The sequence below is a fragment of the Occultella aeris genome (genome assembly GCF_902703175.1).
In the GTDB taxonomy this organism is placed as follows: Bacteria; Actinomycetota; Actinomycetes; order Actinomycetales; family Beutenbergiaceae; genus Occultella; species Occultella aeris.
This window is the reverse complement of sequence record NZ_CACRYJ010000066.1, coordinates 1-26,109: the sequence shown is the minus strand read 5'-3', so window position 1 is coordinate 26,109 and position 26,109 is coordinate 1. Positions and strand designations below refer to the sequence as shown.

Annotated in this window: 28 protein-coding genes and 1 pseudogene; 16 read left to right on the top strand and 13 right to left on the bottom strand. The window is 71.6% G+C overall.

Annotated features, from left to right (window positions below; translation table 11 throughout):
* Positions 1-2: 2 nt before the first annotated feature.
* The 5 genes from HALOF300_RS22945 to HALOF300_RS22925 all read left to right on the top strand — a co-directional run bounded on the left by HALOF300_RS22945 (position 3) and on the right by HALOF300_RS22925 (position 4,495).
* The gene (locus tag HALOF300_RS22945) at positions 3-1,028 is read left to right on the top strand and encodes an NAD-dependent epimerase/dehydratase family protein (protein ID WP_156743263.1); all 1,026 of its coding nucleotides are present in this window, start codon (positions 3-5) and stop codon (positions 1,026-1,028) included.
* Entirely contained in the window at positions 1,028-2,050 is a 1,023-nt protein-coding gene (locus HALOF300_RS22940; protein ID WP_156743217.1) for a dihydrodipicolinate synthase family protein, read from the top strand. The genes HALOF300_RS22945 and HALOF300_RS22940 overlap by 1 nt, the downstream gene beginning before the upstream one ends.
* Positions 2,051-2,238: 188 nt before the next feature.
* Positions 2,239-2,757, top strand: coding sequence for an EXLDI protein (locus HALOF300_RS22935; protein WP_156743216.1), 519 nt, complete (start codon positions 2,239-2,241; stop codon positions 2,755-2,757).
* 191 nt (positions 2,758-2,948) lie between these two features.
* Entirely contained in the window at positions 2,949-3,734 is a 786-nt protein-coding gene (locus HALOF300_RS22930) for an ABC transporter ATP-binding protein (protein ID WP_156743215.1), read from the top strand.
* The gene (locus HALOF300_RS22925) at positions 3,731-4,495 is read left to right on the top strand and encodes an ABC transporter permease (protein ID WP_156743214.1); all 765 of its coding nucleotides are present in this window, start codon (positions 3,731-3,733) and stop codon (positions 4,493-4,495) included. The genes HALOF300_RS22930 and HALOF300_RS22925 overlap by 4 nt, the downstream gene beginning before the upstream one ends.
* A 1-nt stretch (position 4,496) precedes the next feature.
* Here the strand turns inward: HALOF300_RS22925 and HALOF300_RS22920 are convergent, their stop codons facing one another.
* The 4 genes from HALOF300_RS22920 to HALOF300_RS22905 form a co-directional block, all read right to left on the bottom strand.
* Positions 4,497-5,042: a YbaK/EbsC family protein gene (locus tag HALOF300_RS22920; RefSeq protein WP_156743213.1), complete on the bottom strand. Its 546-nt coding sequence runs from the start codon at positions 5,040-5,042 to the stop codon at positions 4,497-4,499.
* Positions 5,042-5,569 (bottom strand): YbhB/YbcL family Raf kinase inhibitor-like protein, encoded by a 528-nt coding sequence (locus tag HALOF300_RS22915; protein WP_156743212.1) that lies wholly within the window; start codon positions 5,567-5,569, stop codon positions 5,042-5,044. The genes HALOF300_RS22920 and HALOF300_RS22915 overlap by 1 nt, the downstream gene beginning before the upstream one ends.
* 81 nt (positions 5,570-5,650) lie before the next feature.
* Positions 5,651-6,322 carry a hypothetical protein gene (locus tag HALOF300_RS22910; protein ID WP_156743211.1) on the bottom strand — a complete coding sequence of 224 codons (672 nt, stop codon included), beginning with the start codon at positions 6,320-6,322 and terminating at the stop codon, positions 5,651-5,653.
* Positions 6,323-6,436: 114 nt separating this feature from the next.
* The gene (locus tag HALOF300_RS22905; protein ID WP_156743210.1) at positions 6,437-7,099 is read right to left on the bottom strand and encodes a TetR/AcrR family transcriptional regulator; all 663 of its coding nucleotides are present in this window, start codon (positions 7,097-7,099) and stop codon (positions 6,437-6,439) included.
* 113 nt (positions 7,100-7,212) lie between these two features.
* Between HALOF300_RS22905 and HALOF300_RS22900 the strand changes: the two genes are divergently transcribed.
* From HALOF300_RS22900 to HALOF300_RS22885, 4 genes and pseudogenes are all read left to right on the top strand, one after another.
* Positions 7,213-8,061, top strand: a complete 849-nt coding sequence (locus tag HALOF300_RS22900; protein WP_156743209.1) for a hypothetical protein — start codon at positions 7,213-7,215, stop codon at positions 8,059-8,061.
* Complete coding sequence (locus HALOF300_RS27575; RefSeq protein WP_156743208.1) at positions 8,061-9,761, top strand: Y-family DNA polymerase; 1,701 nt, start codon at positions 8,061-8,063, stop codon at positions 9,759-9,761. Before HALOF300_RS22900 ends, HALOF300_RS27575 begins: the two co-directional genes overlap by 1 nt.
* Before the next feature lie 104 nt (positions 9,762-9,865).
* Complete coding sequence (locus HALOF300_RS22890) at positions 9,866-10,786, top strand: hypothetical protein (RefSeq protein ID WP_156743207.1); 921 nt, start codon at positions 9,866-9,868, stop codon at positions 10,784-10,786.
* A gap of 27 nt (positions 10,787-10,813) precedes the next feature.
* Positions 10,814-11,161 (top strand): annotated as a pseudogene (locus HALOF300_RS22885) (hypothetical protein); the annotation flags it as partial.
* A 29-nt stretch (positions 11,162-11,190) separates the two neighbouring features.
* On the opposite strand, the gene HALOF300_RS22880 reads toward HALOF300_RS22885, so the two are convergent.
* The gene (locus tag HALOF300_RS22880) at positions 11,191-11,643 is read right to left on the bottom strand and encodes a nitroreductase family deazaflavin-dependent oxidoreductase (RefSeq protein ID WP_156743205.1); all 453 of its coding nucleotides are present in this window, start codon (positions 11,641-11,643) and stop codon (positions 11,191-11,193) included.
* Between the two features lie 93 nt (positions 11,644-11,736).
* Here HALOF300_RS22880 and HALOF300_RS22875 point away from each other — a divergent pair, with 93 nt between their 5' ends.
* Entirely contained in the window at positions 11,737-12,168 is a 432-nt protein-coding gene (locus HALOF300_RS22875; RefSeq protein WP_156743204.1) for a hypothetical protein, read from the top strand.
* Positions 12,169-12,175: 7 nt separating this feature from the next.
* Here the strand turns inward: HALOF300_RS22875 and HALOF300_RS22870 are convergent, their stop codons facing one another.
* The gene (locus HALOF300_RS22870; RefSeq protein ID WP_156743203.1) at positions 12,176-12,658 is read right to left on the bottom strand and encodes a VOC family protein; all 483 of its coding nucleotides are present in this window, start codon (positions 12,656-12,658) and stop codon (positions 12,176-12,178) included.
* 187 nt (positions 12,659-12,845) lie between these two features.
* Here HALOF300_RS22870 and HALOF300_RS22865 point away from each other — a divergent pair, with 187 nt between their 5' ends.
* A complete protein-coding gene (locus HALOF300_RS22865; RefSeq protein ID WP_156743202.1) occupies positions 12,846-13,451 on the top strand; it encodes a ClpP family protease in 606 nt (201 codons plus the stop codon).
* Positions 13,451-14,059: a ClpP family protease gene (locus tag HALOF300_RS22860; protein WP_156743201.1), complete on the top strand. Its 609-nt coding sequence runs from the start codon at positions 13,451-13,453 to the stop codon at positions 14,057-14,059. The genes HALOF300_RS22865 and HALOF300_RS22860 overlap by 1 nt, the downstream gene beginning before the upstream one ends.
* Here HALOF300_RS22860 and HALOF300_RS22855 read toward each other — a convergent pair.
* Together HALOF300_RS22855 and HALOF300_RS22850 are read right to left on the bottom strand one after the other, a co-directional pair.
* The gene (locus HALOF300_RS22855) at positions 14,031-14,453 is read right to left on the bottom strand and encodes a TIGR03667 family PPOX class F420-dependent oxidoreductase (protein ID WP_156743200.1); all 423 of its coding nucleotides are present in this window, start codon (positions 14,451-14,453) and stop codon (positions 14,031-14,033) included. The two genes, HALOF300_RS22860 and HALOF300_RS22855, sit on opposite strands and share 29 nt — an antisense overlap.
* A gap of 17 nt (positions 14,454-14,470) precedes the next feature.
* Entirely contained in the window at positions 14,471-14,953 is a 483-nt protein-coding gene (locus tag HALOF300_RS22850) for a helix-turn-helix domain-containing protein (RefSeq protein ID WP_231955707.1), read from the bottom strand.
* 147 nt (positions 14,954-15,100) lie between these two features.
* On the opposite strand from HALOF300_RS22850, the gene HALOF300_RS22845 reads away from it, so the two are divergent.
* Positions 15,101-18,415 carry an error-prone DNA polymerase gene (locus HALOF300_RS22845; protein ID WP_156743199.1) on the top strand — a complete coding sequence of 1,105 codons (3,315 nt, stop codon included), beginning with the start codon at positions 15,101-15,103 and terminating at the stop codon, positions 18,413-18,415.
* Between the two features lies 1 nt (position 18,416).
* On the opposite strand, the gene HALOF300_RS22840 is transcribed toward HALOF300_RS22845, so the two are convergent.
* Entirely contained in the window at positions 18,417-19,736 is a 1,320-nt protein-coding gene (locus HALOF300_RS22840; RefSeq protein WP_331716253.1) for an AI-2E family transporter, read from the bottom strand.
* Positions 19,737-19,940: 204 nt separating this feature from the next.
* On the opposite strand from HALOF300_RS22840, the gene HALOF300_RS22835 reads away from it, so the two are divergent.
* Positions 19,941-20,690 (top strand): hypothetical protein, encoded by a 750-nt coding sequence (locus tag HALOF300_RS22835; RefSeq protein WP_156743198.1) that lies wholly within the window; start codon positions 19,941-19,943, stop codon positions 20,688-20,690.
* 31 nt (positions 20,691-20,721) lie between these two features.
* Here HALOF300_RS22835 and HALOF300_RS22830 read toward each other — a convergent pair whose 3' ends face one another.
* Entirely contained in the window at positions 20,722-21,615 is an 894-nt protein-coding gene (locus HALOF300_RS22830; protein ID WP_156743197.1) for an aminoglycoside phosphotransferase family protein, read from the bottom strand.
* A gap of 65 nt (positions 21,616-21,680) precedes the next feature.
* Positions 21,681-22,391, bottom strand: a complete 711-nt coding sequence (locus tag HALOF300_RS22825) for an HAD hydrolase-like protein (RefSeq protein ID WP_231955712.1) — start codon at positions 22,389-22,391, stop codon at positions 21,681-21,683.
* Positions 22,392-22,508: 117 nt separating this feature from the next.
* On the opposite strand from HALOF300_RS22825, the gene HALOF300_RS22820 reads away from it, so the two are divergent.
* Together HALOF300_RS22820 and HALOF300_RS22815 are read left to right on the top strand one after the other, a co-directional pair.
* Positions 22,509-23,270: a pentapeptide repeat-containing protein gene (locus tag HALOF300_RS22820; protein ID WP_231955706.1), complete on the top strand. Its 762-nt coding sequence runs from the start codon at positions 22,509-22,511 to the stop codon at positions 23,268-23,270.
* Between the two features lie 15 nt (positions 23,271-23,285).
* The gene (locus HALOF300_RS22815; RefSeq protein WP_156743194.1) at positions 23,286-24,518 is read left to right on the top strand and encodes an MFS transporter; all 1,233 of its coding nucleotides are present in this window, start codon (positions 23,286-23,288) and stop codon (positions 24,516-24,518) included.
* A 25-nt stretch (positions 24,519-24,543) separates the two neighbouring features.
* Here the strand turns inward: HALOF300_RS22815 and HALOF300_RS22810 are convergent, their stop codons facing one another.
* Both HALOF300_RS22810 and HALOF300_RS22805 read right to left on the bottom strand, forming a co-directional pair.
* Positions 24,544-25,017 carry a tRNA (cytidine(34)-2'-O)-methyltransferase gene (locus HALOF300_RS22810; RefSeq protein ID WP_156743193.1) on the bottom strand — a complete coding sequence of 158 codons (474 nt, stop codon included), beginning with the start codon at positions 25,015-25,017 and terminating at the stop codon, positions 24,544-24,546.
* Positions 25,018-25,065: 48 nt separating this feature from the next.
* On the bottom strand, positions 25,066-26,109 hold a 1,044-nt coding region (locus HALOF300_RS22805; RefSeq protein WP_156743192.1), incomplete at its 5' end, for an AAA family ATPase.

Here is a 26,109-nt window from a genome sequence, read left to right as displayed (position 1 = left end):
AGATGACCCGGCCCGTGGACGAGGCCGACCTGGACGATCTGCTCTCCCGGCCAGGACCCGGCGTGGGTGCCGCGCTCGCGGCGGTGAGCGGCGACATCGTGCTGCTCGGTGCCGGCGGCAAGATCGGTCCGACGATGGCGCGGATGGCCAAGCGCGCGCTCACCGAGGTGGGCTCCGACGCCAGGGTGATCGCCGTGTCCCGGTTCTCCGACCCGGTCGCGGCCGAGTCGCTCGAGGCGCACGGGGTGCGAGTGCACCGCGCGGACCTGGCCGAGCCGGCGAGCTACGCCGCGCTGCCCGATGCGGCAGCCGTGTTCTTCCTCGCCGCGATGAAGTTCGGCACCACCGGTGCCGAGCACCAGACCTGGTGGTCGAACGCGGCCATCCCCGTGCTCGTGGCCGATCGCTACCGGGGCGTTCCCACGATGGCGTACTCGACGGGGAACGTCTATCCCCTCACGCCACTGGCTCACGGCGGCTCGATCGAGTCCGACCCGCCGGGACCGGTGGGCGAGTACGCACAGTCCGGGCTGGCCAGGGAGCGGATCTTCACCAACGCAGCGCACACCTGGGGGACCCCGACCACGATCTTCCGGCTGAACTACGCCTGCGAGCTGCGCTATGGGGTCATCGCCGACATCGCCACGAAGATCGCCGCCGGTGATCCGGTGGACGTCACGATGCCGGCGGTGAACGTGGCCTGGCAGGGCGACATCAACGCGTGGGCGTTGCGCAGCATCGAGCTCGCCGGGGTACCACCACACGTCCTGAACGCCACCGGGCCGGAGACGGTCTCGGTGCGCCGGATCGCCACCCTGCTGGGCGAAGTGATGGGCAGCGCGCCCGTACTGGCCGGCGAGGAGTCCACCGATGCCCTCCTGAGCGACGCCGGTGAGTGCCATGACCGGTACGGCTATCCGAGTGTGCCGTTGCGCCGGCTGGTGCGCTGGGTGGGGGAGTGGGTGGCCGACGGCGGGCGCCAGCTCGGCAAGGCCACCAAGTTCCAGCAGCGGGAGGGAAAGTTCTGATGCGCCTTCAGGAGCGTCTGCGTGGCGGTGTGGTCATCCCCGCCCACCCGTTGGCCGTCACGGCCGACGGCGACATCGATCTTCAGGCCCAGCGGGCGCTGACCCGGTACTACCTCGAGTCCGGTGCTGACGGCCTGGCGGTGGGGGTGCACACCACCCAGTTCGAACTGCATGCGGATCCGGGCGCGTTGCGCGAGGTGTGGGACCTTGCCGCGGCCACCACGCTCGAGCTCGCCCCAGACACGATGTTGATCGCCGGGCTGGTCGGGGACACCGAGCAAGCCGTCGCAGAGGCGCAGGCGGCGGTGGCCGCCGGCTATCACGCGGTGCTGCTCAGCCCGTGGGGTCTGTCGGATGGCGGCGAGCGGGCCCTGCTCGAACGCGCCCGCGCCGTTGGGGAGGTCCTACCCACGATCGGCTTCTACCTACAGGACAGCGTGGGAGGCGGGCCACTCGGGCGCGACTACTGGAGCGCCCTGTTCGATCTGGAGTCCGTGATCGCGGTCAAGACCGCGCCGTTCGACAGGTACCGGACCAACGACGTGGTCCGGGCGCTGCTCGACCACGATCGCTGGGCAGAGGTGGCGCTGCTGACCGGCAACGACGACGCGATCGTGCACGACCTGATCACGCCGTACCGCCGCGGCGACCGTGAGGTCCGTGCCGCCGGTGGGTTGCTCGGGCAGTGGGCGGTCGGTACCCGGGCCGCCGTCGGGCTGGTCCGGCGCGCCCGGGCAGCAGTCGCGGCCGACGCCGTCGGCTCAGACCTGCTCACCGAGGCGACCGACCTGGTCGAGGTCAACGCGGCCGTGTTCGACGTCGACCACGACTTCGCCGGGTGCGTGGCGGGGGTCAACGAGGTGCTCCGGCAACAGGGGCTGCTCACGTCGGCGCGCTGCCTCGATCCCGGCGAGGCGCTGTCGCCGGGGCAGGCCGACCTGATCGGCCGGGCCAGGGCACAGTTCCCGGAGCTGCTCGACGAGGAGTTCGTGGCCGGCCGCCGCGATGAGTGGTTGCGCTGACGCTCGTGATGGCGGTGCCGATCGTCGCCGTGCGGTAGGTCCGGAGGTGAGGTCGGCGCTGACGGCCGGGGTCGGCGAGGATTGGCCGGAGGGGGTGCGGGACGGGGCCGTGATACCTCGAGTTCTCCTATGCCTTGCGCTATACGTATACATATGCGTATCCTCGTACCGGAGGATATGATGAGCCCATGCCGAACAAGACGATCTATGTCTCCGACGCCGACCTGCCCCTCTACGAGCGGGCGCAGGAACTCGTCGGTGGCAACCTCTCCCAGGCGATCGTCAAGGCGCTGCGCCGGTACGTCGACGTCGAGGAGGGCAAGGACGACGGCTTCGAGGAGATCACCGTCCGGGTCGGTCCCGGCAAGGGTCGGCGCCAGCGCTTCCTCGGTGTGCTGCTCGTCGAATGGCTCCAGTCCACCAAGGACCGGGTTCACAAGTACAAGGTGTATCGCAGCCGGACCGGCAAGTACGTGGTCCATGCCGAACGGTCGCCGGAACAGATCTGGGCGGCCGGTGTCGACGGGCAGGCCAAGGGGTGGCGCAAGCACGTCAGCCAGGACCAGACCTGGGGCACCACGGCTGCCACCTCGACGCTGGAGATCTTCGACGACCTGGACGCCCTCCGTGAGAACGTCCCGGCCTCTCTCTACGATCTGATCGCTGCCGCTGCCGACGTCCCCGAGGTCGAGGACCTCGACATCTGAGTCCGTCGGGGGATAGCCCCCGGCGCACCACCACCGCCCACGGGCCGGCGTGAGCCTGCCCTGCGACGCCCCGCACGCCGCAAGGGCGGGCGCGAGCCTGCCCACCGACCCGTCCCGGAAGGTGGGTCGGCCATGCCAACACGACCTCCGCCGTCGGCCATCGGCGCGCCGGACGAAAGGAACGACCCCAGATGACAACCATTGTGGACCGACCCCCAGCGATCCATGTCAAGGACCTGGAGAAGTCCTACAAGGATCTGCAGGTGCTGCGCGGCGTCGACTTCGACGTGGCGCCGGGCGCCATCTTCGCCCTGCTGGGCTCCAACGGGGCCGGCAAGACCACGATCGTGCGGATCCTGTCAACGCTGCTGCGGGCGGATGCGGGGACCGCGACCGTGAACGGCTTCGACGTCGCCGCGCAGCCGACCGACGTGCGCGAATCCATCAGCCTGACCGGCCAGTTCGCGGCCGTGGACGAGATCCTCACCGGACGGGAGAACCTGGTGCTGGTCGCCAGGTTGCGGCACCTGCCGAACCCGGGCGCGGTGGCGGACGACCTGCTCACCCGCTTCGACCTGACCGGTGCGGCGGCCCGGCGCGTCTCGGGCTACTCCGGTGGCATGCGGCGGCGGCTCGACATCGCCATGAGCCTCATCGGGACTCCGCGGGTGGTCTTCCTGGACGAGCCGACCACGGGGCTCGACCCCCAGGCCCGCAACGACATGTGGCAGATCGTCCGCGACCTCGCCGACGACGGCACCACGGTGCTGCTCACCACCCAGTATCTGGAGGAGGCGGAGAAACTCGCGGACCGGATCGCCATCCTGCACGAGGGCCGGATCATCGCGAACGGCACGCTGGCCGAGATCAAGCAGCTCGTACCGCCCGCCGAGGTCACCTACGTCGAGAAGCAGGCCTCGCTCGAGGACGTCTTCCTCGCCATCGTCGGGACCGACACCACCAAGGAGCAGTCATGACCGCACACGTCCTCGCCGACACGTCCGTTCTCGTCGGTCGGTCGATGCGCCACATCACGCGCAGCATGGACACCATCATCACCGTCACCATCACGCCGATCGCGATGATGTTGATGTTCGTCTACGTCCTCGGCGGCGCGATCCAGGCCGGGGCGGGCCGGTACGTCGACTACCTGCTGCCCGGGATCCTGCTGATCACGATCGCGTCGGGGATCGCCTACACGGCCGTCCGGCTGTTCAACGACATGACGAGCGGGATCTTCGAACGGTTCCACTCCATGCCGATCGCGCGCTCGTCGGTGCTGTGGGCGCACGTGCTGACCTCCCTGGTCTCCAACGGGCTCTCGGTCGCGATCGTGGTGCTCGTCGCGCTCGTGATGGGGTTCCGGTCGCCGGCGGGACTGCTCGCGTGGCTCGCGGTGGCGGGCATCCTGGCGTTGGTCACCCTGGCACTGACCTGGCTCGCGGTGCTCGCCGCGCTCGCCGCGAAGACGGGGGAGGGTGCCACGGCGTTCTCCTACCCGCTCATCTTCCTGCCGTTCATCAGCTCCGCGTTCGTTCCGACGGACACCATGCCCGGGCCGGTCCGAGCCTTCGCCGAGAACCAGCCGGTCACCTCGATCGTGAACACCATCCGCGCACTGCTCGCGGGGGAGCCGGTCAGTGGCGACATCTGGATCGCGCTGGCGTGGTGCGGGGGGATCCTCGCGGTCGCCTACGTCCTCTCGATGGTCGCCTACCGGCGCCGGATCGCCTCGTAGGTCAGATCGCGAGGCCCTCGACGACCTCGACACCGGGCATCGCGGCGAGGACCTCGCCCGGGAGCAGGATCTTGGACCGGCGCAGGCCGCTGCCGATGATCGCCCGGCCGGTGCCGACCGCCGGATCGAGCAGGATCCGGTGGTCGGCGGGCAGCCCGATCGGGGTGATCCCGCCGTACTCCATGCCGGAGTCGGCGACCGCCCGGTCCATCGGCAGGAACGAGGCCTTGCGGACGTCCAGCAGGCGCTTGACCGTGGAGTTCACGTCCGCCCGGGTGGTGGCGCGCACGACGGCGGCCGCGATCCGCTCCTCGCCGGCGCGCCGCCCGGCCACGAGCACGCAGTTCGCGGACGCGTCCAGCGGTAGGTCGTATGCCTCGGTCATCTCCGCGGTGTCGGCGCATCCCGGGTCGATCTCGGCAACAAGCACCTGCCCGACGGCGTCGGGCGCCTGCTGCGCCCACGTCGCCAGGGCGGCGCGGACGCCGGTCGCGAGCAGGTCCGGGTGATCGAGGGCGGGTGCCCAGTCCAGGGTTCCGAACCGCATCAGCGCTCGAAGGTCGGCGTGATCACCGCGCGGGCGACGGTGTGGAACAGCGCGACGAAGGAGAACTTGGTGGCGCTCTCCTCATGGGAGAGCTCCAGGGTCTCGACGTCGAGGGCGTGTACCGCGAACGCGTAGCGGTGCGGGCCGTCCCCGGGTGGGGGTGCGGCGCCCTCGTAGGCGAACGCCCCGCCGTCGGTGCGGGCGTGGAAGGACGCGCCGGGCAGGGTGAGGTCGCTCTCGCCCCAGCCCTGCTCCATCTCCGTGACGGTCACGTCCAGGTCCGCCACGGTCCAGTGCCAGTAGCCGGACGGGGTGGGGGCGTCCGGGTCGAAGCAGGTGAGCAGGAAACTCTGCGTCTGTGGCGGGAAGCCGGACCAGCTCAGCTGGGGCGAGACGTTGCCGCCGGTCAGCGAGTGCAGCGCGGGCATGGGAACGCCGTCGGTGATGTCGGTGCTGGTGACGGTGAACGTGGCGGTGGCGGGAAGCGCGTCATAGGGGGCGGGGGCGACGGGGCGCTGCAGGTCCATGTCATCTCCTTGTGCGAGTGGAGAACCGGTGGGTGCGTCCGGCTTCACGCTTAACCTACGACGAGTTCGGGTGCGTGGCGTTCAGGGCACGCGCGCGTCGGTATCCGCTGCCGGCGGTGGAGCATCGGCGAACGGTGCCTCGAGGACGAGGTGGGTGACCAGGAGCTTGAGGTACAGCAGGACCGGGATCCAGGCGAGCATCCCGGGTATCGGCACCAGCCACTGGTTTCCGATCACAGCGAGCAGGGTCAGACCCATCGCGACCGGACGCTGCACGCTCCGCGGGGCGAACTCGATGGCGAGCGTGGCGACGAGGAGTATCACGACGTTGGCCGCGACCCACGCCCAGTAGAGGTCCAACACGACCAGGCCCAGGAGGAGTAGGTGTGCCACGTGGGTGGCAATGAAGAACAGGCGTTCGCGGCGGGTGCCGGGACGGTGGTACCACCGCTTCGCGGATCCGGTCGCGTTGGTCAGGACGCCACCGATCGCGTCGAACGCGAAGATCGCCAGGACGAGCGTGCGCCACCACTCGAACCGTTCGGCCGGTAGGTCGCGCAGGAGAAGCAGCGTGAGGACGCCGCCGATCACGAGCAGGCCGATTGCCTGCACGGCGACCTCGCGGCCGGTCTGGCCCGGGCCGAAGAACCGGTCGACGCCGCCCCGCCACCCCGGTCGCGGCGGCACCGGGGTCCAGTCGATGGCGACGTCACTGCGGTAGGGGCCTTGGGTGAGTGGGACGGTCTGTGGCACAGCGTGGCTCCCTCTGGGTTTGTACCGGGTGGTCCAGTCAGGTTAGAACGGTTTGGACCACCCGGTCCAGAGGTTTCACGCTCGGGTGAATGACGGCAGATGTCCCGGGGGTGGTCAGATGGTGGTGCCGACCAGGCGCCGGACCGTCGCGAACTGCGCATCGGCGAGGTCGTCGAGCACGGCGTCCGTGGCGATGCTGACATCCGGTTGGTGGTTCAGCCACCACTCGTCGAAGATCTGGATCACGGTCCGCAGCATTCGTGTCTGCAGCTCAACCGGCAGGTCGTCACGAACGGCACCGATGGCGCGCCCGATCTCGAGGGTCCGACGTAGCCAGGAGTCGAATCCGACGGTGGCGTTCGCACGTGTCGAGTCCGTGGGGTCGGTGCCGGCTGTGCTCACTGTGACCGTGTCGGGCGAGGGGCCGGGCAGGTACCACATCCGCCCGAGGTGATGGAAGGTGGGGTCCGTGCGTCCGGCGGCGATGAGTCGCCGGACGGTTGCGGCGAGTTGTGCCCAGTAGTCCTGCGTGAGTTGCTCCGGATCCGGCGGGGCGATGGCCGCCAGGAGTGGTGGCGTGAACTCGGCCAGCACGGCATCGAAGAGCGCTTCCTTCGAGGCGACGTAGTGATAGAAGGAGCTCTTGCTCAGTCCGGCCCGCGTGATGATCCGGTTGAGGGAGGCCTGCTGATAGCCCTGCTCAGCGAATTCCTGGGCGGCTGTTCGGAGCAGGCGATCCCACCGCGGGGCAGGCATCGCGCCGGTTGCTCGAGGCATGGAGCCAGCCTACGGGTGGTGGCCCTCGATCGTGCTCACCTTGGTACAGTGTTCGAACCGACGTTCGAATGTCGGTGGTGGCTTCTAGCGTGATGGACGTGGGAGGAGGAACGATGGCGACCACGTCGAAGTTGGAGGATGCGCGGCGGGCGCTGGCCGCCGCGGAGGCCTCGGCCGGGCTGCGGACGGCGCTGAGCGGTCCCACCGTTCGCGCGGTGTCCGGCCTCGCGCTACCCGCTCACGCGGCACCGGGCTCGCAGGCGCCCGGCTCGCAGGAGCCCTCGCCCCCTCCCGCTGCGGTGGGCCTCGACCCGGAACGGGTGCTGCCTGTGCCGGCCGCGCTGGCGCCGCTGTTCCCCTATGGCGGGATCCGCCGCGGCACCGGGGTGCAGGTGGCCGGGTCCACCTCGCTGCTGCTGCGTCTCGCCGCCGCGGCCTCCTGCGCCGGCGTGTGGTGTGCGGTGGTGGCTCTGCCGGACGTGGGGCTCGCGGCCGCCGCCGAGGCCGGCCTGCCCCTGGACCGGATGGTGGTGGTGCCCCGGCCCGGCCCGGACTCGCCGTCCGTGGTGGGAGCGCTCGTGGACGGGTTCGATGTGCTGGTGCTGGGGGACTGCACGGCGTTGGCGGACCGGGACCGGCGGCTGCTCGCCTCCCGGGCCAGGACCCGGGGGTCGGTGCTGCTGACCACCACGCCCTGGCCGGGTTCGGAACTCGTGCTCGACGCCGGGGACCGGGTCTGGCGCGGCGTCGGGCGGGGAGCCGGGGTGCTGCGCACCGAGGAGCTCACCATCGTGGCGTACGGGCGGGGTGCCGCGGCTGCCCGACGGGTCCGGGTCCGGGTGCGGATCGGCCCGGGTGGGGTGGAGACCGCCGCCCCTGACGAGGTCGGCGCGAACGGCCCGACGGCGGCCCCGGAGTTCGTCGTACCGGTCGCCGAACGCTCGTTGGCGCAGGTCGGCTGATGGGCGCCGCCGAGCAGTTGCCGCCGCCGGGTCCGGCTCCCGAGGTCGCGCAGCTCACCGAGGCCGCCACCCGGCTCGCGGTGCTGTGGGTCCCGGACTGGCCGATCGCCGCCGCCGTCGCCGAGGGTCTGATCGGTGCGCACCAGAGCGTCGTGCTCCACGACGGGCGCGGCGTCACCGCCGTCTCCGCCAAGGCCCGTGCGGCGGGGGTGCGCCGCGGGATGCGTCGGCGCACCGCGCAGGGGCTCTGCCCGGACCTCGTGCTGCTGCCCGCGGACGAGGCACGGGACGTGCGTGCGTTCGAGCCGCTCGTGCAGGGTGTGGAGGAGGTGGTGCCGCAGGTGCAGGTGATGCGGCCCGGGGTGATCGCCGTGGGCGCCCGTGGCCCGAGCCGCTACCTGGGGTCTGAGGAGGCGGTGGCCGAGGCGCTCGTCGGTGCAGTGGCGCAGGCCAGCGGCTCCGAGGCCCAGGTGGGGATCGCGGACGGCCTGCTCGCGGCCCTGTTGGCGGCCCGCACCTCCACGGTGGTGCCGCCGGGGAGGTCGGCACGGTTCCTCGCCCCCCGGGACGTGCGGGACCTCATCTACATCACCACCACGCGCCAGTCCAGGGCGGCCTACACCGATCTGGTGGACCTGCTGCGCCGGCTGGGGCTGAGCACCTTGGCCGATCTCGCCACGATGCGCACGGCACACGTGCTGCCCCGGTTCGGTGAGCTCGGGGTGCAGGCCCAGCGGCTGGCCAGAGGACTGGACGCGTACCCGCCGCAGACTCATCGGCCCGAACCCGACATCACCACCCATGCCGAGCTGGACCCGCCCGCGCAGCGCATCGACACCGCCGCGTTCGCCGCTCGCCGGCTGGCCGAGGAACTGCAGAGCCGGATGGTCCGGCGCGGCGTGGTGTGTGCCCGGTTGCGGGTGTCCGCCCGGGCGGGCAGCGGCGCCGAGCTGACCCGTACCTGGCGCATCGACGGCGCGCTCACCGCCACCGAACTGACCGACCGGGTGCGGTGGCAGCTGGAGGGCTGGCTCAGTGGGCGCAGTGGGCAGCCACCGAGTGCGGCGCTGACCCATCTGGAACTCGCCGCCGAGGAGATCAGCCCGGCCGCCGCGGTTCAGGACGGGCTGTGGGGCCGGGTGGGGCGGGGCCAGGTCCAGGCCGGCCGGGCCGTGCTGCGGGTCCAGGGGCTGATCGGTGCCGAGGGGGTGCTCGCCCCGGTGCTGGAGGGCGGCCGCTCGCCGCGGGACCGGGTGCGGCTGGTGACCTGGGGGGACGAGCTGCGCCCGCTCCGCGACCCAGAGGCGCCGTGGCCGGGGCAGATCCCGCGGCCGTTGCCGGCGACGGTGCCGGCCGAGCCGGTGCCGGCTCGTCTCGTGGACGCCCAGGGTGATCCGGTGCGAGTGGGTCGGCGCGGCGAGCTCGAGGGCGATCCGGCCCTGGTGGAGGTGCGTCGAGCCACCCGAACCGCGTCGAGCGGGACTGTCCCGACGGCCGGGACCGTCCGGGGGGCCGGCGCTGTTCGTGGAACCGCTGCGACTGCGCACCCCATCACCGGGTGGGCCGGCCCGTGGCCGGTGCATGAACGGTGGTGGTCCGGCACCGAGCCGCGCACCTACCTGCAGGTGGTCACCGAGGGCGGTGCCCTGCTGTTGGCGGGAGAGGGTGGCAGGTGGTGGGTCGAGGGGGTCTATGACTGACGGGTGACGAATCCGGGTGGCGAACCGCGGCGGGTCCGATGACGATCGGGCATCGATCCGGCCATGCCCTGGCGGTCGGAGGACGCCGGGATACCCTCGAGGGCATGACCAGCAGCGTGCGGCACGCTCTCGTGGCCGCCGCCGTCTCGCTCGGACTGGCGCTCGTGGCCGGGTGCGGGGGAGCCGGTGGTGAGGACCCGGGCGATGGCGCCCAGCCCAGCGACTCGACCGGGACCACGGGCGACCCGACGGACACGCCGCCCGGCGACCCGGTCGACCTGATCGACCTCTGGCGGGTCAGCGGCGCGGAGGGCGAAGAGAGCGACACCTGGTTGCGCCTGGAGGCCGGCCAGTTCCAGCTGTGGCGTGACTGCGGGATGCTCATGGGTGAGTGGGCGGCGTCGTCCACCCTGTTCCTGGCGAGCATTTCCAGCTGGTCGGGATCCTGCTCGGTCGACGATCCCGAGGGCGCCGACGATGCCGAAGATGCCACGATCCCAGCAGTACCGTGGCTGGACCTGGTCACCGAGTACCGGTCGGCCGCCTCGGGCTGGGACCTGCTCGACGCCGATGGCGCGGTGGTCGCAACCCTGAGCATCGACGGTGCACCAGAGCCGATCGACACGGCGGCGTCGTCCTACGCGGAGCCGCCGGAGGTCACCGACGAGGTGCGGGCGTGGCTCGCGGCGCCGGCGCCCCTTCCCGACGGCGTGACTCCGGCCTCGGAGGACGACCTGGTGGGTCGGTGGATTCCCATCGACACCGTGCCCACCGATCCTCATGTGGAGTTCGCCGCCGACGGCACCTGGACCGGTTCCGATGGCTGCAACGGCGGCGGTGGCCGATGGGTCATCGACCCCGACGGACTGGTGCTGACCACGTCCGGGCCGCAGACGCTCATCGGGTGCGAGGGTGCGCCGGTGCCGTCCTGGGTGGCGATGACACGGACGGCCGCGCTGGACGGCGCAGTGCTGAGCCTGTTCGACCGCGACGGTGAACTGCTCGGGGAACTCGCCGCGGGTTGAACCACGTCGTCAGGCGGCCAGAGCTTCGGTGGGCTGGCGGCCGCCGGTGTCACGCTGGCACGGCCAGACCTGGCTGCGACGGCGATCGTCCAGTCCGGGTCGTTCTGGTTCACCGACGGCGATGAGCCGCGGCGTCACAACCCGGTCCCCGGCGACCTGGTGCGCCGCCTGCGTGCAGGCGAGCTCGGGCGCCCGCAGGCGCGGTTCCACCTCCAGGCGGGCACCGACGAGGGCACCATGGTCGACCAGGCCGAACACTTCGACGCCGCCTGCGCCGCAGGAGCGGTGGGTCTGTGCGTGGTCACCGGCGGGCACGACTACGCCTGGTGGAGGCACCACCTGCTGAGGACGCTCACGGACGTCGTCCCCGACTGACCGCGGGTGCGTGTCCGGGACGGCGCTGCTCAGCGTCGCGGCCGGAGCCGCACCAACGGCATCCGCTCCGCGATGTCCTCGGGCAGCGGGCCGTCGACGGTGAACCCCTCGATGCCCAGGCCCTTGGCCAGCGTGCGCACCGTGCCCGGGTGCCGCTTCCGGTAGTCGTCCAGGACGATGCGACCCTCCACCGGATCGAGGATCCGGGCGATCGCACTCACGCCGGTGCCCCATCCGGACCACATCCGTACCCGCGGATCGGCCTTGACGTTGCGCAGCCACTGGGACGTCCACCCGTACCCGGAGATGACGTAGACGATGTCCCCGTCGATCTTGATCGTCTCCAGCACCACTTCCCGGATCAGCCCACTCCTGCGTCCGCGGTGCTCAAGCATCACGAACCGCTTGCTGAGCAGCCCGCCGAGACCGAGGCGGAACATGGGGATCGGGGCACGGGCGATCACGCGGGGGATCTTGCGCATGGATCAGCCTAGGCATGAAAGCGCGATGTAAGCAGGTCGGGGGAGTCTTGACGCCGACGGTCGCCCGACGCGACCACGGACGAGGGGACGACTATGTCGATGATCGTGGCCGCGCGCCGAGCGAGCTGGGCCGGCCTCACCACCTTGACGGGAGTCATGCTGCTGACGGGGACGTACGGGGTGGAGCGCAACGACCGCGTCGACTGGGTCTCGACGTCGACCGTGACGTCGTCCGCCGAGCCGGCCGGCGCCGTCGTCGTGGGCCTGAGCGACCCCGACGGCGCGGTCGGGTACCGTGCCGAGCTCCGGCCGGATCCGGGCCGGCTGGTCCTGGTCGACAACGCCGACGACGGCGCACCTGTGCTCGCCTACGTCTGGATCGAGAGTGAGGGTCCACAGGTGTTCCTCGGTGCCGGTCCCGGAACCCAGACGCTGTACCTGGACGTCCCACCGAACAGGGAGCTCGGTCTGCAGGTGTGCGTCCAGGGCGGCGCCTGCTCGGCCACCGTCCACGGCAGGAGCTGAGCGGACATCAGCGTCCCGGGTGGAACTCCACCGACTGTACGGAGGCCATCGCCTCCTGGAAGCGCGGCAGGGTCATCCGGCGCGCGGCCTCGGCCTCGTCGACGTCGGCCACGTGCTGGTGGATCCAGTACAGGTTGCCGAACGGGTCCGCGATCCTGCTGGTTCGGTCCCCCCAGAACATCTCGGTCGGCTCGGTGATCACCCGCGCACCGGCCGCGATGGCCCGTCGGTGCACGGCGGCATCGTCCGGCACGTAGAACCGCAGGAAGCAGGGGGTCGGAGGCCAGGTGGGTGGGGAGTCGAACATCATGATCACGGAGTCGCCGACCTGCACCTCGGCGTGCCCGATGACGCCGTCGACCTCGACGCGGCCGCGTTCGGTGGCCTCGAAGACATCCACCAGGAAGTCGATCACCTCGGCCGTGCGCGCGTTGATCAACCACGGATTCACGGTGTGGTAGCCGTCGGGGACGGTGCTGGGTGTGGTCATGGCGGGCTCCTCGGTCGATCGACAACGTACCGACCACGCTAGGGGCGGTACAGGTCAGTACCTGGCCGCTACCAGCAGCGCTGGGCGCACCGATCTGCTCACAGCAGATCCGCCGTCGGGCGCATCGAACCCGACCGACGCGTGAGCGGCGCAGGCTGAACGGACCAACCCACGAAGGGAGCCTGCCATGTCCGAAGGGACCAGACTCGACGACCGCCTGGCGGACGGTCTCATGCAACACCGCGTCATCGCCATCGGCACTGAGGTGGACGACGACGTCGCCGCCCGCATCACCAGCCAGCTCCTGCTGCTCTCCGCCCAGGACCCGAAGGCGGACATCACCCTGCTCATCAACTCGCCGGGTGGATCGGTCTCGGCCGGGCTCGCCATGTACGACACGATGCGGCTGATCCCCAACGACGTCGCCACGGTAGCGATGGGCCTGGCCGCGAGCATGGGCCAGTTCCTGCTCTCCGCGGGCACGCCCGGCAAGCGGTACGCGCTGCCGCACGCGCGGATCCTGATGCACCAGGGCTCCGCCGGGCTGCAGGGTACGGCGGTGGACATCGCGATCCAGGCGGAGAACCTCGAGCACACCCGCTCGGTCATGCTCTCCCTCATCGCCGAACACACCGGGCAGCCGCTGCAGCGCATCGAGGCGGACTCCGACCGGGACCGGTGGTTCACCGCCGAGGAGGCCCACGAGTACGGCTTCGTGGACGCGATCGTGCGCGACGTCGGCGACGTGATGCCCGTTCGGGCCCGTCGCGCCGGGTTGGGAGGGCAGTTTTGATGAGCCAGTACACGATCCCCAGCGTCATCGAGCGGACCACCTCGGGGGAGCGGGCGGCGGACGTCTACTCCCGACTGCTCTCGGATCGCATCGTGTTCCTCGGCACCGAGATCGACGACGGTGTGGCGAACACGGTCATCGCCCAGCTGATCCATCTCGAGTCGGTCGACCCCGACGGCGAGATCAACCTCTACATCAACTCACCCGGCGGCTCGGTCACCGCGATGCTCGCGATCTACGACACCATGCAGTTCGTCCGGGCACCGGTCGCGACGATCTGCGTTGGTCAGGCAGCGTCGTCCGCTGCGGTCCTGCTGGCGGCCGGGGAGCCGGGCCGGCGCGGGGTGCTCCCACACGCCCGGGTGCTGTTGCACCCGCCGTCGATGGGCGGGCAGGGTGCGCTGCCGGACCTGCGCATCCAGGCGGCGGAGATCGCCCGGATGCGCGCCGAGGTGGACGAGATCCTGTCCCAGCACACCGGGCAGAACGTCGGGCGGCTGGCCGAGGACACCTCGCGGGACCGGATCTTCACGGCGCCGCAGGCGGTGGACTACCACCTGGTGGACGAGGTGGTCGCCGTCAGAACCCGCGCAGTCGCGTCACGCTGACGCGGACCACCTGCGAGTAGTCGGCGTGGAAGTCATCCGACGTCATGCCCAGGCCCTGGATGTCCGTGGTGTACTTCGCGTCGTAGGCCGCGAGTTCCGAGCCGGTCAGCGGTCCGGGGTCGACGGCGGCGGTGCCGGTCAGCACGACGACGTCGCCGCCGCTCGGGGTGCTGTTGAGCGAGACGCTCACGCCGGGTCGCGCAGCGATGTTGCGCACCTTGTGGGTGCCGGGCTGGCTCGCTACAAGGAGCTGCGAGCCGGTCCAGGTGAACCAGACAGGCACGGGCTGCGGCACGAGCGACGGTGAGATCGTGGTGAGCCAGGCGACGGTCTCGCCGGTGAGGCGCGCGCTGACGCGCGCGCCGAGGTCGGTGCGGGTGTCGATGCGCAACATCTGCTCCTCCGGCTGTCTCAGGCCGCGAGGAGTACGGGGGTGCTCGAGGCGAGCGAGCGGGAGACCCGGCCGGTCAGCACGGCCAGTTCCAGGCCGAGCGAGCTGCCGATCGCCTCGAGGATCTCCGAGGACGGCTCCTTGCGGCCGCGTTCGACCTCGGACAGGTACTGCGTGGAGACCCCAGCCACCGACGCCACGTCACCCTGGGTGCGACCCTGTTCGTGGCGTTCGGCGCGCAGTTCGTGACCGACGGCCTCGCGCCAGAGCAGCGGGCGGGGCTGCACGGCGGGGCGCGGGCGCGGCTCCGGCTCGTCGACCGCTGGGACGGTCGACGGCGGGGGCGTGGTGCCCGACGGCGAGGTTCGGCGGTCGGGTACCGGTTGGTCATGCTCGGCTCGGGTCAGCTCGGGTCGGTCGCGGGACGGCCGCGACTCCACAGGCGGCGCGGCTCGTGCCGCCCGCATCGCTTGGTGGGTCGCGAAGTCGATGACCTGTCCCATGTCGGGCAGCCTACGGACGGCGAGCGGGACACGCACGGATGTTCCCGTGGAGCGTAATCGCGCCCGCTCGACCTGGTGTCGCGATGGTGCTCGCCCTGGCTCCGGTCGACCGAGCGGCCAGCATCCAGGCGAGGTAGAATCGAACACATGTTCGCATCCGGCTACGCTGAACTGCACGCCCACTCGGCGTTCAGCTTCCTCGACGGCGCCAGCCAACCCGAGGAACTGGCGATCGAAGCCGCAGGGCTCGGCCTGTCCGCGATGGCGATCACCGATCACAACGGCCTCTACGGAGTGGTCCGGTTCGCCGAGGCCGCCCGCACCCTGGAGCTGCCCACCCTGTACGGGGCGGAACTGAGCCTGGACGCACCCGTGCGTCCCACCGGGATGCCGGACCCGCCGGGCACCCACCTGCTCGTCCTGGCCCGCGGGGCCGAGGGGTACCGGCGGCTGTCCCGGTCGATCGCGAACGCCCACCTGGCCAGCGGGAAGAAGGGGGAGGCGCACTATCGGCTCGGTGAGCTCGCCGACCTCGCCGCTGGGAACTGGCTCGTGCTGACCGGCTGCCGCAAGGGCGCGGTGCGCCGGGCCCTCGAGCCCGAGCCCGGGCGGTTCGACCTGGCCGCCGCACGCAGGGAGTTGGACGTCCTGGTGGACCATTTCGGCGCGGAGAACGTGGTCGTCGAGATCACCGATTCCGGTGCGCCGCTGGACTCGGTGCGCTGCGACGCGCTCGCCGAGCTCGCCGCGGCCGCCCGGCTGCCCGTGGTGGCCACCGGCGCGGTGCACTGCGCGAGTCCCGCGGACCAGCCCCTCGCGGACGTCCTGGCCGCGGTGCGGGCGCGCACCACCCTGGCCGAGCTCGACGGTTGGCTCCCGCCCAGCGCCGCTCACGTGCGTGCGCCGGCGGAGATGTACGCCCGGCACACCACCCGTCCGGAGGCGGTCGCTATGAGCGTGGAACTGGCACAGCAGTGCGCGTTCGACCTGCGCCTGGTGGCACCGAACCTGCCTCCGCACCCGGTGCCGCCCGGTCACACCGAGGCCACCTGGCTGCGTCACCTCACCTACGAAGGGGCCCTGGACCGGTACGGCCCGCCGGAGGCGCCGCGGCTGCCCGGCGCGTACGCCACGATCGAGCGGGAGCTCGACATCATCATCGACCTGGACTTCCCCGGGTACTTCCTGATCGTGCACGAGATCGTCGACTTCTGCCGGCGCAACGACATCCTCTGCCAGGGCCGCGGCTCCGCCGCGAACTCCGCGGTCTGCTACGCCCTCGGCATCACCGCCGTCGACGCCGTGCAGCACAAGCTGCTGTTCGAACGGTTCCTGTCCCCGGGCCGCTCCGGTCCGCCGGACATCGACGTCGACATCGAGTCCCGGCGCCGGGAGGAGGTGATCCAGTTCGTCTACGAACGCTACGGACGCACCCACGCCGCGCAGGTGGCGAACGTGATCTCCTACCGGCCGCGCTCGGCGATCCGGGACGCCGCGAAGGCGTTCGGCTACGACGTAGGGCAGCAGGACGCCTGGTCCAAGGGCATCGAACGGTGGGGCAGCCTGCGCCCGAGCCCGCCGCCCGATGGCACCGGCGAGCGGATCAGCGAACTCGAGCGCCGCCGTCGGGACGGACCGTGGACCCCGAGCCCGGAGGCGGTCGCCGCGGCCGACGGCGCTACCGGGGGCGGTGACCTCGACGGTATCCCCGCGGAGGTCGTGGACATGGCCGAGCGGATGCTGCGTCTGCCCCGCCACCTCGGCATCCACTCCGGCGGCATGGTGCTGTGTGACCGTCCGGTCATCGACGTGTGCCCGGTGGAGTGGGCCACCATGCCCGGGCGCACCGTGCTGCAGTGGGACAAGGACGACTGCGCCGACGCCGGCCTGGTGAAGTTCGACCTGCTCGGCCTCGGCATGCTCACCGCGCTGCGGCTCGCGTTCACCTGGGTGCGGGACCTCGAGGGGGTGGACGTCGGGCTGCACTCGCTGCCGCAGGAGGACCCAGAAGTGTACGACCTGCTCTGCGCCGCGGACACGGTGGGCGTGTTCCAGGTGGAGTCCCGGGCGCAGATGGCCACCCTGCCACGCCTGCAGCCCCGGGAGTTCTACGACATCGTCGTGGAGGTGGCGCTGATCCGGCCCGGGCCGATCCAGGGCAACTCGGTGCACCCCTACATCAACCGGGCCAGGGGCCGGGAGGAGATCACCTATCTGCACCCGCTGCTCGAGCCTGCCCTGTCCAAGACCTTGGGCGTGCCGCTGTTCCAGGAGCAGCTCATGCAGATCGCGATCGACGTGGCCGATTTCAGCGCCGCCGAGGCGGACCAGCTGCGCCGGGCGATGGGGTCCAAACGGTCCGCCGAGAAGATGGAGGCCCTGCACGCCCGCCTGCTCGCCGGGATGGCCGTCAAGGGGATCTCCGCCGAGATCGGTGAACAGATCTTCGACAAGCTCAAGGCATTCTCCGACTTCGGGTTCCCCGAGTCGCACGCGTTCTCGTTCGCCTACCTCGTCTACGCCAGTTCATGGCTGAAGGTGCACCACCCGGAGGCGTTCTACGCGGGGCTGCTCGCGGCGCAGCCGATGGGGTTCTACTCGCCGCAGTCGCTCGTCGCCGATGCCCGACGGCGAGGGGTCCGGGTCGAGCGTGCGGACGTCGCCTTCTCGCAGGTACAGGCGTGCGTGGAGCGGGTCGACGGCGGAGGGCTGGTGGTGCGCCTCGGGCTCGCCCCGGTCCGGGGGATCGGGGAGAAGGGGGCCGAGCGGATCGTCGCGGCCCGGGACGCCGCGCCGCTGCGCGACCTCGCCGATCTGGCCCGCCGGGTGCGGCTGTCCGCCGCCCAGCTCGAGGCGCTCGCGACCGCCGGTGCGCTCGACTCCTTCGGGCACTCCCGCCGGGAGGCGCTCTGGCTCGCCGGCGCCCTGGCCGCCGAGAGCGGCACCTCCACCCTGGTCCGCTCCGGCGACGGGCAGCAGCTGCTCCGGGCCGTGCAGGAGCCGCTGCCGTTCACCGCCGTCGGCATCGACCTGCCCACCCTGCCGGGCATGGACGAGGTGACCACCGCCGTCGCCGATGTCTGGGCCACCGGGGTGTCCACGGACTCCTTCCCCACCGAGTTCCTGCGGACCGACCTGGATGCCCGCGGGGTGGTGCGGGTGACCGACGTGCCCGGCGCCGGGTCCGGCACGAGGGTGCGGGTGGCCGGGGTGGTCACGCACCGGCAGCGCCCGTCCACGGCCGGCGGGGTGACGTTCCTGTCCCTCGAGGACGAGACCGGCCTGCTGAACGTCATCTGCACGCAGGGGCTGTGGGGCCGCTACCGGCGGGTCGCCCGCACCAGCGCCGCCCTGGTGGTCCGGGGCACCGTGGAGACCGCCGACGGCGTGACGAACCTGATGGCCGACTCGATCACCGCCCTGAGCCTGCGGGTCGCCTCCACTTCTCGCGACTTCCAGTGAGTCAGGCCTGGGCGGGCTTGGCGTCCGACTCGAGTTCCTCCATCGGCGGGTCGAGGCTGCGCAGCTTCGCGTAGACGGCCCAGATCACCGCCACGATCGGGATGACGATCACGGCGCCGAGGATGCCTGCCACCAGGGTGCCGGCCGTCACGGCCAGTGCCACGACCAACGGATGCAGCGAGACCTGTTTGCCCATCACCAGCGGCTGCAGGATGTGTCCCTCGAACTGGCCGATGAGGGCGATGCCGATGCCTACCAGGACAGCGTTGATGGGGCCGTTCACGGCCAGGGCCACCACCATCGCGACGATCATCGCCGCCGGTGCACCCACGAGTGGGATGAACGCACCGATGAACACCAGCACGGCCAGCGGCGCGGCCAAGGGCACCCGCGCGATGAGCAGGATGATCGCGGCCAGGAAGCCGTCCACCAGCGCGATGATCACGGTGCCGCGGGCGTACCCGGAGAACGTGTACCAGCCGACGCCGCCGGCGAGCATCCACTTCTCCCGCACTTTGGCCGGCAACTGGTTCAGGAACCACTTCCACATCTCGCTGCCGCGGGCGAGGAAGAACACCGTGGAGAAGATCGCCAGCGCGAGGGCCGCGAACACCTCGAACACCGACCCGGCGCCGGCCGCGGCCCGGTCCAGCAGGGCGCCCTGGTTCTCCTGCAGCCACGCCAGACCCTGGTCGAACCACTCGTTGACCTGATCCTCGGTGATCGTGAGGCCGAACGGCAGGTTCTCGGCGAGTGCCAACAGCTGGGCGATGCCGGTGGCGAACTGCTCCGAGAGGGACTCCCACTGCCCGGTCACGGACGTGATCACATAGGTCAGCAACCCACCGACGAACAGCAGTGCGGACAACATGCCCAGCGCGGTGGCCAGACCGCGCGGCATGATCTTGGCGAACACGTTGACCAGTGGGCGCAGCACGGCGGTGAAGACCAGGGCGAGGAAGACCGCGACGAACACCAACTGGATCCGGGCGGTGGCCCAGACCAACAGCGCGATGAGCGCGATCACTACGAGGATGCGCCAGGACCAGCCGGCCGACTTGCGCATCCACCGGGGGACGCCGTCGCTGCCGTCGTCGGCGCGCAGGTGCGCCTCGGGAAGCCGGTGCACCCGGGCTCTCGCGCCCCGGGCGGGGGAGCGCGGCAGCGGGGGCAGGGGCACCGCCGAGGGCGAACCGTCGTCGGCGTCGGTGGCGGATCCGGTCGCTGCCGCCGACCTGCCGGCGTTCGCGGACGCCGCCCGGCGCGCGGCCGCGGCCTGGCGGACCGCGACGGCCTGGATGCGTTGGGGCACGAGTCTCACGCCGCCAGTCTGCCCCAGAGTCGTCCGTTTCGCGCGGAAGCAGACCCGGTCCACGAATCCTGCCCGTGACGTCCCGGCGTGCCCTACATTCGGCCCACCGGGCGAACGTACCGGCGCCACGAGTGGCCTCCACGAAAGAACACGCCCATGGCCGCCCCGCCTTCCGACCAGTCATTCGCACCTCCCTGTCCGCCGCACCGCCCGATGGTGACCGGCAGCTACCCGACCGGCTACCAGGCCGCCTACCCAACCGGGAACCAGGCCGCCTACCCGACCGGCTACCAGGCCGGCTGGCCGTACCCGCAGACGGGCACTGCGCCGTCGGGCGGTCCCGGGGTGACGTGGCCGCCGGCGCCCCCGGCCCGCAGCCGGGTCCTGGTCTGGCTGGTGCCGAGTCTGGTCGGGGTGCTGGCGCTGGTGGTCGGATTCGTGGCGGGCGCGCTCACCGCGCCGTTCGGCGGACCGCTGGCAGTCGCCTGGGAGTCGGGCAACACCACCTCGCGTGAGCAGCCGGCCGCGCTCGGTACCAGTGTGACGATCCTGGACGAAGGGTACGAGTGGGAGGTCACGCTCGGCACACCGCAGTACGACGCCGACGACATCGTGCGCGACGTGGATCCGCTCAACGATCCCGCCCCGGACGGTCAGGCCTACGTCGTGGTGCCGGTCACCGCGACCTACCACGGGCCCGATCGTGCGAATGCGGGTCTGGACCTGTGGGTCTCGTTCGTCTCGGCGCAGGGGAACTCCTACGATGAGGCGAGTCTGTACACCGCGGACGGCTATCTGATGGGGCCGGATCCGCTCTACCTGACCGCCGACGTGTTCGACGGCGCCACCGTGACCGGCAACGTCACGTTCGCCATTCCCGAGGGCGCGCAGGACGAGCCGGGTGCGGTGTGGCTCGTGGCGGACGCGTGGACCGGGGACGGCGCGTACTTCGCCGCGCACTGACGGCCGGTGGACGACCCGCGACCGCAGCGCCTCAGCTGCGCGCGAGCATCGCCCAGCACCGCACCTGGGTCAGGTCCTTCAGCGCGAGTGCCTGGCGGGCCGGATCTGGCCAGGTCTCGAGTTGCCACAGCACCGACTCCACCGACCGGGCGCACGCCCACTCGCAGATCCGTCGGAACGGGATCCCGAGCGCACGCGCGGCGAGCTCCACCCGCGGGCGCAATACGGCCAACGGATCCGGGTAGAGGAACGGGTTGTCGATCTGCGAGAGCACCGGCCACAGGTCGTACCCGGGATCGCCGATCATCGGCTTCGGGTCGATCGCGAGCCACTGCGGCGGCACCGAACCGGGTGCGTCGAGCAGGATGTTGCCGGGGTTCAGGTCGCCGTGCAGGACCACGAGCGGTCCGGGCTTGGCCCCCGGCCGCCCGAACGCCGCGAGCAGGCCGAGCCCGTAGGTGACCTCCTCCCGGTACGCCTCGTACAGGTGGGCCCACCGGTTCGCCCGCTGGGTCGCGATGCGGGACCAGGTCGCACTCACGGTTGTCAATGGCGGCATCTCGGTCCCACTGGCCACGGCTCGGTGCAGGTTCCGCAGGATCTCCACCGCGATCCCCAGCCGCACGTGCGGCGGGGAGGTGTCCGCCAACAGCAGGGTGCCGGGGTGGGCCCGGCGCAGCAGCAGCGCCCAGTCCTGGGTGTCGTGGTCGAGCAGTTCCACGGCGGCGTGACCCTGCCAGAGCGCCAGCGCGGTCGCCTCGTACTTGGCCTCGTCATGCGGGAAGGTGAGCTTGAGGACGACCGGGGTCCCGTCCGCCATGACGCCGGGCGTCGTCCACGCGGCGGTGCCCACCGAGAACGGGGTGCCGAGACTCAGCCCCCAGCGGCGGGTCGCACGGTCGATCAGGCCCGGAAGCCGAGCCACCCAGGCCGCGCCGGCCGGCGTCGATGCTGCCCCGGTCGTCAGCGACGTGGGCAGGACCGGGCCGTTCAGTGCCCGACCGCCGCGCCGTGGGCGGTGACCGGCCCGCCCTTCGGACCCTCGAGCAGCCCGAGCAGCGCGGCCAGGTGCCTGGGATCGGCGGCGACCGCGTCCGCGTCGGCGCGCTCCGCGTCGGTGCCGTAGCCCCAGGCGACGAGCACGCACGGCACGCCGTGCGCGCGGGCACCCTCGAGGTCGTGCACGCGGTCACCGACCATCACGGCACCGGACAGGTCCGCTCCGGCCGCGCGCAGCACCGTCAGGGCCTTGCCCATCACGTACGCCTTGTCCGAACTGCGACCCCGGTCGTCGGCGCCGCAGATGGCGGTGAAGTACTCCGTCAGCTCGAAGTGGGCGAGGATCTCGCGGGCGAACTCCTCCGACTTGGACGTGGCCAGACTCACCGGGACCTCGGCGTCGCGCAGTGCGACCAGCAAGTCACGCATCCCGTCGAAAACGGCGGAGTTGAACATCGACCCGCCGCCGTAATGGGCCCGGTAGAGATCCTGGCCGCGCTCGACGTCTGCGGGGGCCACGCCACCGATGTGCTCGAGCGTCCAGGCCAGGGGTGGGCCGACCACGGCGCGAAGGGCGGACTGCGGGGGTTCGGCGAGGCCGAGGCCGCGCACGGCCGTGACGAACGAGTCGATCACGCCGGGTGCCGAGTCCGTCACGGTTCCGTCGAGATCGAGCAGGACCGCGGTCGCAGTTTCGGGCATCCTCACCCGCGTCAGCCTAATAGGTAGGGTGGCGGCATCGAACCGACCGACCGCACGACCCCGACCGCCGGCGCTCCCTCCGCGGGCCCTGACCTGCGCGCCGACTGCGCCCGGTGCGTGGGTCTGTGCTGCGTCGCCCTGGCGTTCGCGAGGTCCGCCGACTTCGCGTTCGACAAGGCGGCGGGGGACCCCTGCCGGAACCTGCTCGCCGACCATCGGTGCGCTATCCACACGAACCTGCGGGCCACGGGGATGGCCGGGTGCACCACCTACGACTGCTTCGGGGCCGGGCAACACATCACCGCAACCACGTTCGCGGGGCGGACCTGGCGGGACGGCCCGGACACCGGCGCGGCCATGTTCGCAGCGTTCGCGGTGATGCGGCGGCTGCACGAGGCGCTCTGGTACCTGGCCTGCGCCCGGGCCCTCGACCTGCCCGGGGAACTCGCCGCCGAGCTGCACCGGCTCCGGACCCGGATCGAGGACGCGACCACCGGCAGCGCGGCGGACCTGGCTGCCCTCGACGTCGACGCCCTCTGGGACGAGATGGCCGGTGTCGCACTGCGGGCCAGCGCCCACACCCGTGCGCGGGTACGCGGACCGCACCCCGAGTACCGGGGCGCGGACCTCATCGGTGCGGACCTGCGTGGCGCCGACCTGCGCGGGGCGAACCTGCGGGGTGCCGCCCTGATCGGCGCCGACCTGCGCGGTGCCCGGCTGCACCGGGCCGACGTGATCGGGGCGGACCTGCGGGGCGCGGACGTACGCGGCGCCGACCTCGCCGACGTCCTGTTCCTGACCCAGCCGCAGCTCGCAGCCGCGACCGGTGACACCCGCACCGGGATCCCGGACGCGCTCGCCCGCCCGGCACACTGGTAGGCGGGGAGAGCGGTCATGGCGGGCTCCTCGCTCGGGTCCGGGTTCCGGAACGTCTTCGTCGCGAACTTGGGATCCAGCCTCGCGGACGGGATCGCGCGAGTCGCTGCGCCGCTGCTCGCGGTCCGGCTCACCGACGACCCGCTGCTGATCTCTGGGATCGCCGCCGTTGCGTTGCTGCCCTGGCTGTTCTTCGCGATCCCGGCCGGGATCGTCCTGGACCGGATCGACCGACGGCGGGCGCTCGCCATGGCGAACGCCGTGCGGACCGTGCTGGCGGTCGTCCTGTTCGTCCTCACCGCCACCGGTGCCCTGACCATCTGGTGGTTGTACGCCGTCATCTTCGTCTACGGCGCGTTCGAGACCCTGTACGACGGCGCGATCCGGGCGGTGGTGCCGAGCCTCGTCGAGCGGCACAACCTGCCGCGCGCGAACTCGCGGGTCGAGGCCGGTGAGATCGTGGTGCAGAACTTCGCGGCCGCACCGCTGACGTCCGCGTTGTTCGCCGTCTCGGTGCTGATCCCGCTCGGGATCGGCGTGCTCGGCTACGCCGTCGCCGGGTTGCTCGCGCTCTGGCTGCCGTTGGCCGCCGCCGGGGCGCACCGGGCCGACGGCGCGACCCGCGAGCGGATGCCGTGGCGTGACGAGGTACGGCAGGGCCTGCGTTTCATCCTCGGGAACCCGATGTTGCGGCCGCTGTGGTTCCTCAGCACGGTGGTCGCACTGGGCCACTCCGCCGCAACGGCGACGCTGGTGCTCTATGTGCTGGACCGCCTCGGCGTGCCCGAGGCCCTGTTCGGGGTGTTCATGCTCTCGATGGCGCTCGGCGGGATCGTCGGGGCCTGGGTCGCGTCGCCGGCGAAGGAGCGTTTCGGCGCCGGGCCGGTGACGGCGGTCGCCAGCCTCGCTTCGGCGCTCGCCCTGGTCGCGATCGGTGTGTGGCCCACGATGGTCGGCGGTGCCGTCGGGCTGGCGTTGTCCTCCGGTGCGGTGACGGCGTGGAACGTCCTGGTCATGTCGCTGCGCCAGAGCATCATCCCGAGCCGGCTGCTCGGCCGGGTGCACGGGACCTGGCGGACCCTGCTGTGGGGCGTGGTCCCACTGGGATCGGTGATCGGTGGCCTGCTCGCACGGATCGACCTGGTCACACCCCTCCTGGTCGGGGGTGGGCTGGCCGCGCTGACCTCGTTGATGGGGTTCCGGTTCCTGTACTCCCTGCCCGATCCCGAGGATGTCACGGTGCCGGCGTGAGTACGTCGCCGGCCGGCCGCAGGTCTCAGGAGCCGCCGGCGTAGCCGTGCTGGCGCCAGGCCTCGTAGATCCCCAGGGTGGCGGCGTTGGACAGGTTCAGCGAACGGATCCCCGGCAGCATCGGGATCCGCACCCGGTCGGTGACCCGCTCGTCCGCCAGCACATGCTCGGGCAGCCCGGTCGGCTCCGGGCCGAAGAGCAGCGTGTCGCCCGGGGCGTAGGCGACATCGGTGAACGAACGGGTCGCATGGCCGGTGAAGGCGTAGACCCGGCCGGTGCCGACGGCCTGCACGCGCGTCAGCGCAGCGTCGAGACCGGGATGCACCTCGACCCGGGCGAGGTCGTGGTAGTCCAGGCCGGCCCGGCGCAGGTTCGCGTCCGAGAGGTCGAAACCGAGCGGTTCGACCAGGTGCAGCGTGGTACCGGTGGCGGCCGTCAGCCGGATGGCATTACCGGAGTTACCGGGGATGCGCGGCTCGAAGAACATGATGTGGAACACGCGACCATCGTGCCACCGCGGGCGGGCCCGACCGGCCGCGGGCCGGATTCAGCGGCTCGGCCACGTCCACGACGGTCGGCTGAGCATGCCCTGCCCGGCGATCGTCGTCTCGCCCAGCTCCTTGACGAGCTCGACCCGCTCCAGCTCAGCGCCGGCCAGGTCGGCGAGCGAGGCCTGGAGAGCCCCGGAGTGGGTCACCACCACCACCTGCATCTCCTCGCTCGCTGCGTGGATGAGGCCGGCGAGCGGTTCGATCAGCTCCGGGTGCAGGCTCGTCTCGGGCTCGTTCAGGACGAGCAGTTCCGGCGGCCGAGGCGTGAGCAGCGCCGCCGTGAGCATCAGGTACCGAAGGGTGCCGTCCGAGAGTTCGTCGGCGCGCATCGGTCGGAGCATGCCGTCCTGACGCAGCGCGAGTGAGAAGCGACCCGAGTCCACCGACACCTCGATCCGCGATCCGGGGAACGCGGCGTCGACCGTGCGGGCGAGCACCGCGGACCGGCCGATCTCCTGGATCGTCGCCAGCGCGGCCGCGAGGTCCGCGCCGTCGTGGGCGAGGACCGGCGTGCGGGTGCCGACCGGGGCGAGCCGGGCCGGGGCGGCCGCGTCGGTGCGCAGGTGGTCGTAGAAGCGCCAGCCGCGCAGTTGCTCGCGCAGCTCCAGCAGTTCCGGTGCCCGGTGCGGGTCCGCAACGTGCCCGAGCATGGAGTCGTAGTCCGCGAGGGACCGGGTGAGCTCGGACCAGGAGCGTCCGTCCCGCACCCGCACCACCGGCCCGCGGCGGTGCGCCAACACCGCCGCGGGCCGGGCGACCGGTCCGGACCACACGGTCTCCACCTTGATCTCCGGGTCGAGGGCGAACGCTCCCGAGCCCACATCCGGACGTGGCAGCCCGAGGTCCATCGCATATCCGAAGCCGTCCCCGGCGAATCCCAGTTGCAGGCGCACCGGACCTGTGCGCCGGGTGCCCTGGACCGGCACCTCGCCCCGCCGCATCGACCCCGAGATGGTCTCCGGGCCCGCCCAGAGCGTGGACGGCAACCCGCCCTCCCTGGCCAGCGCCGCCCGCGGGGGCGCGGTGGCGGCGTCCGTGAG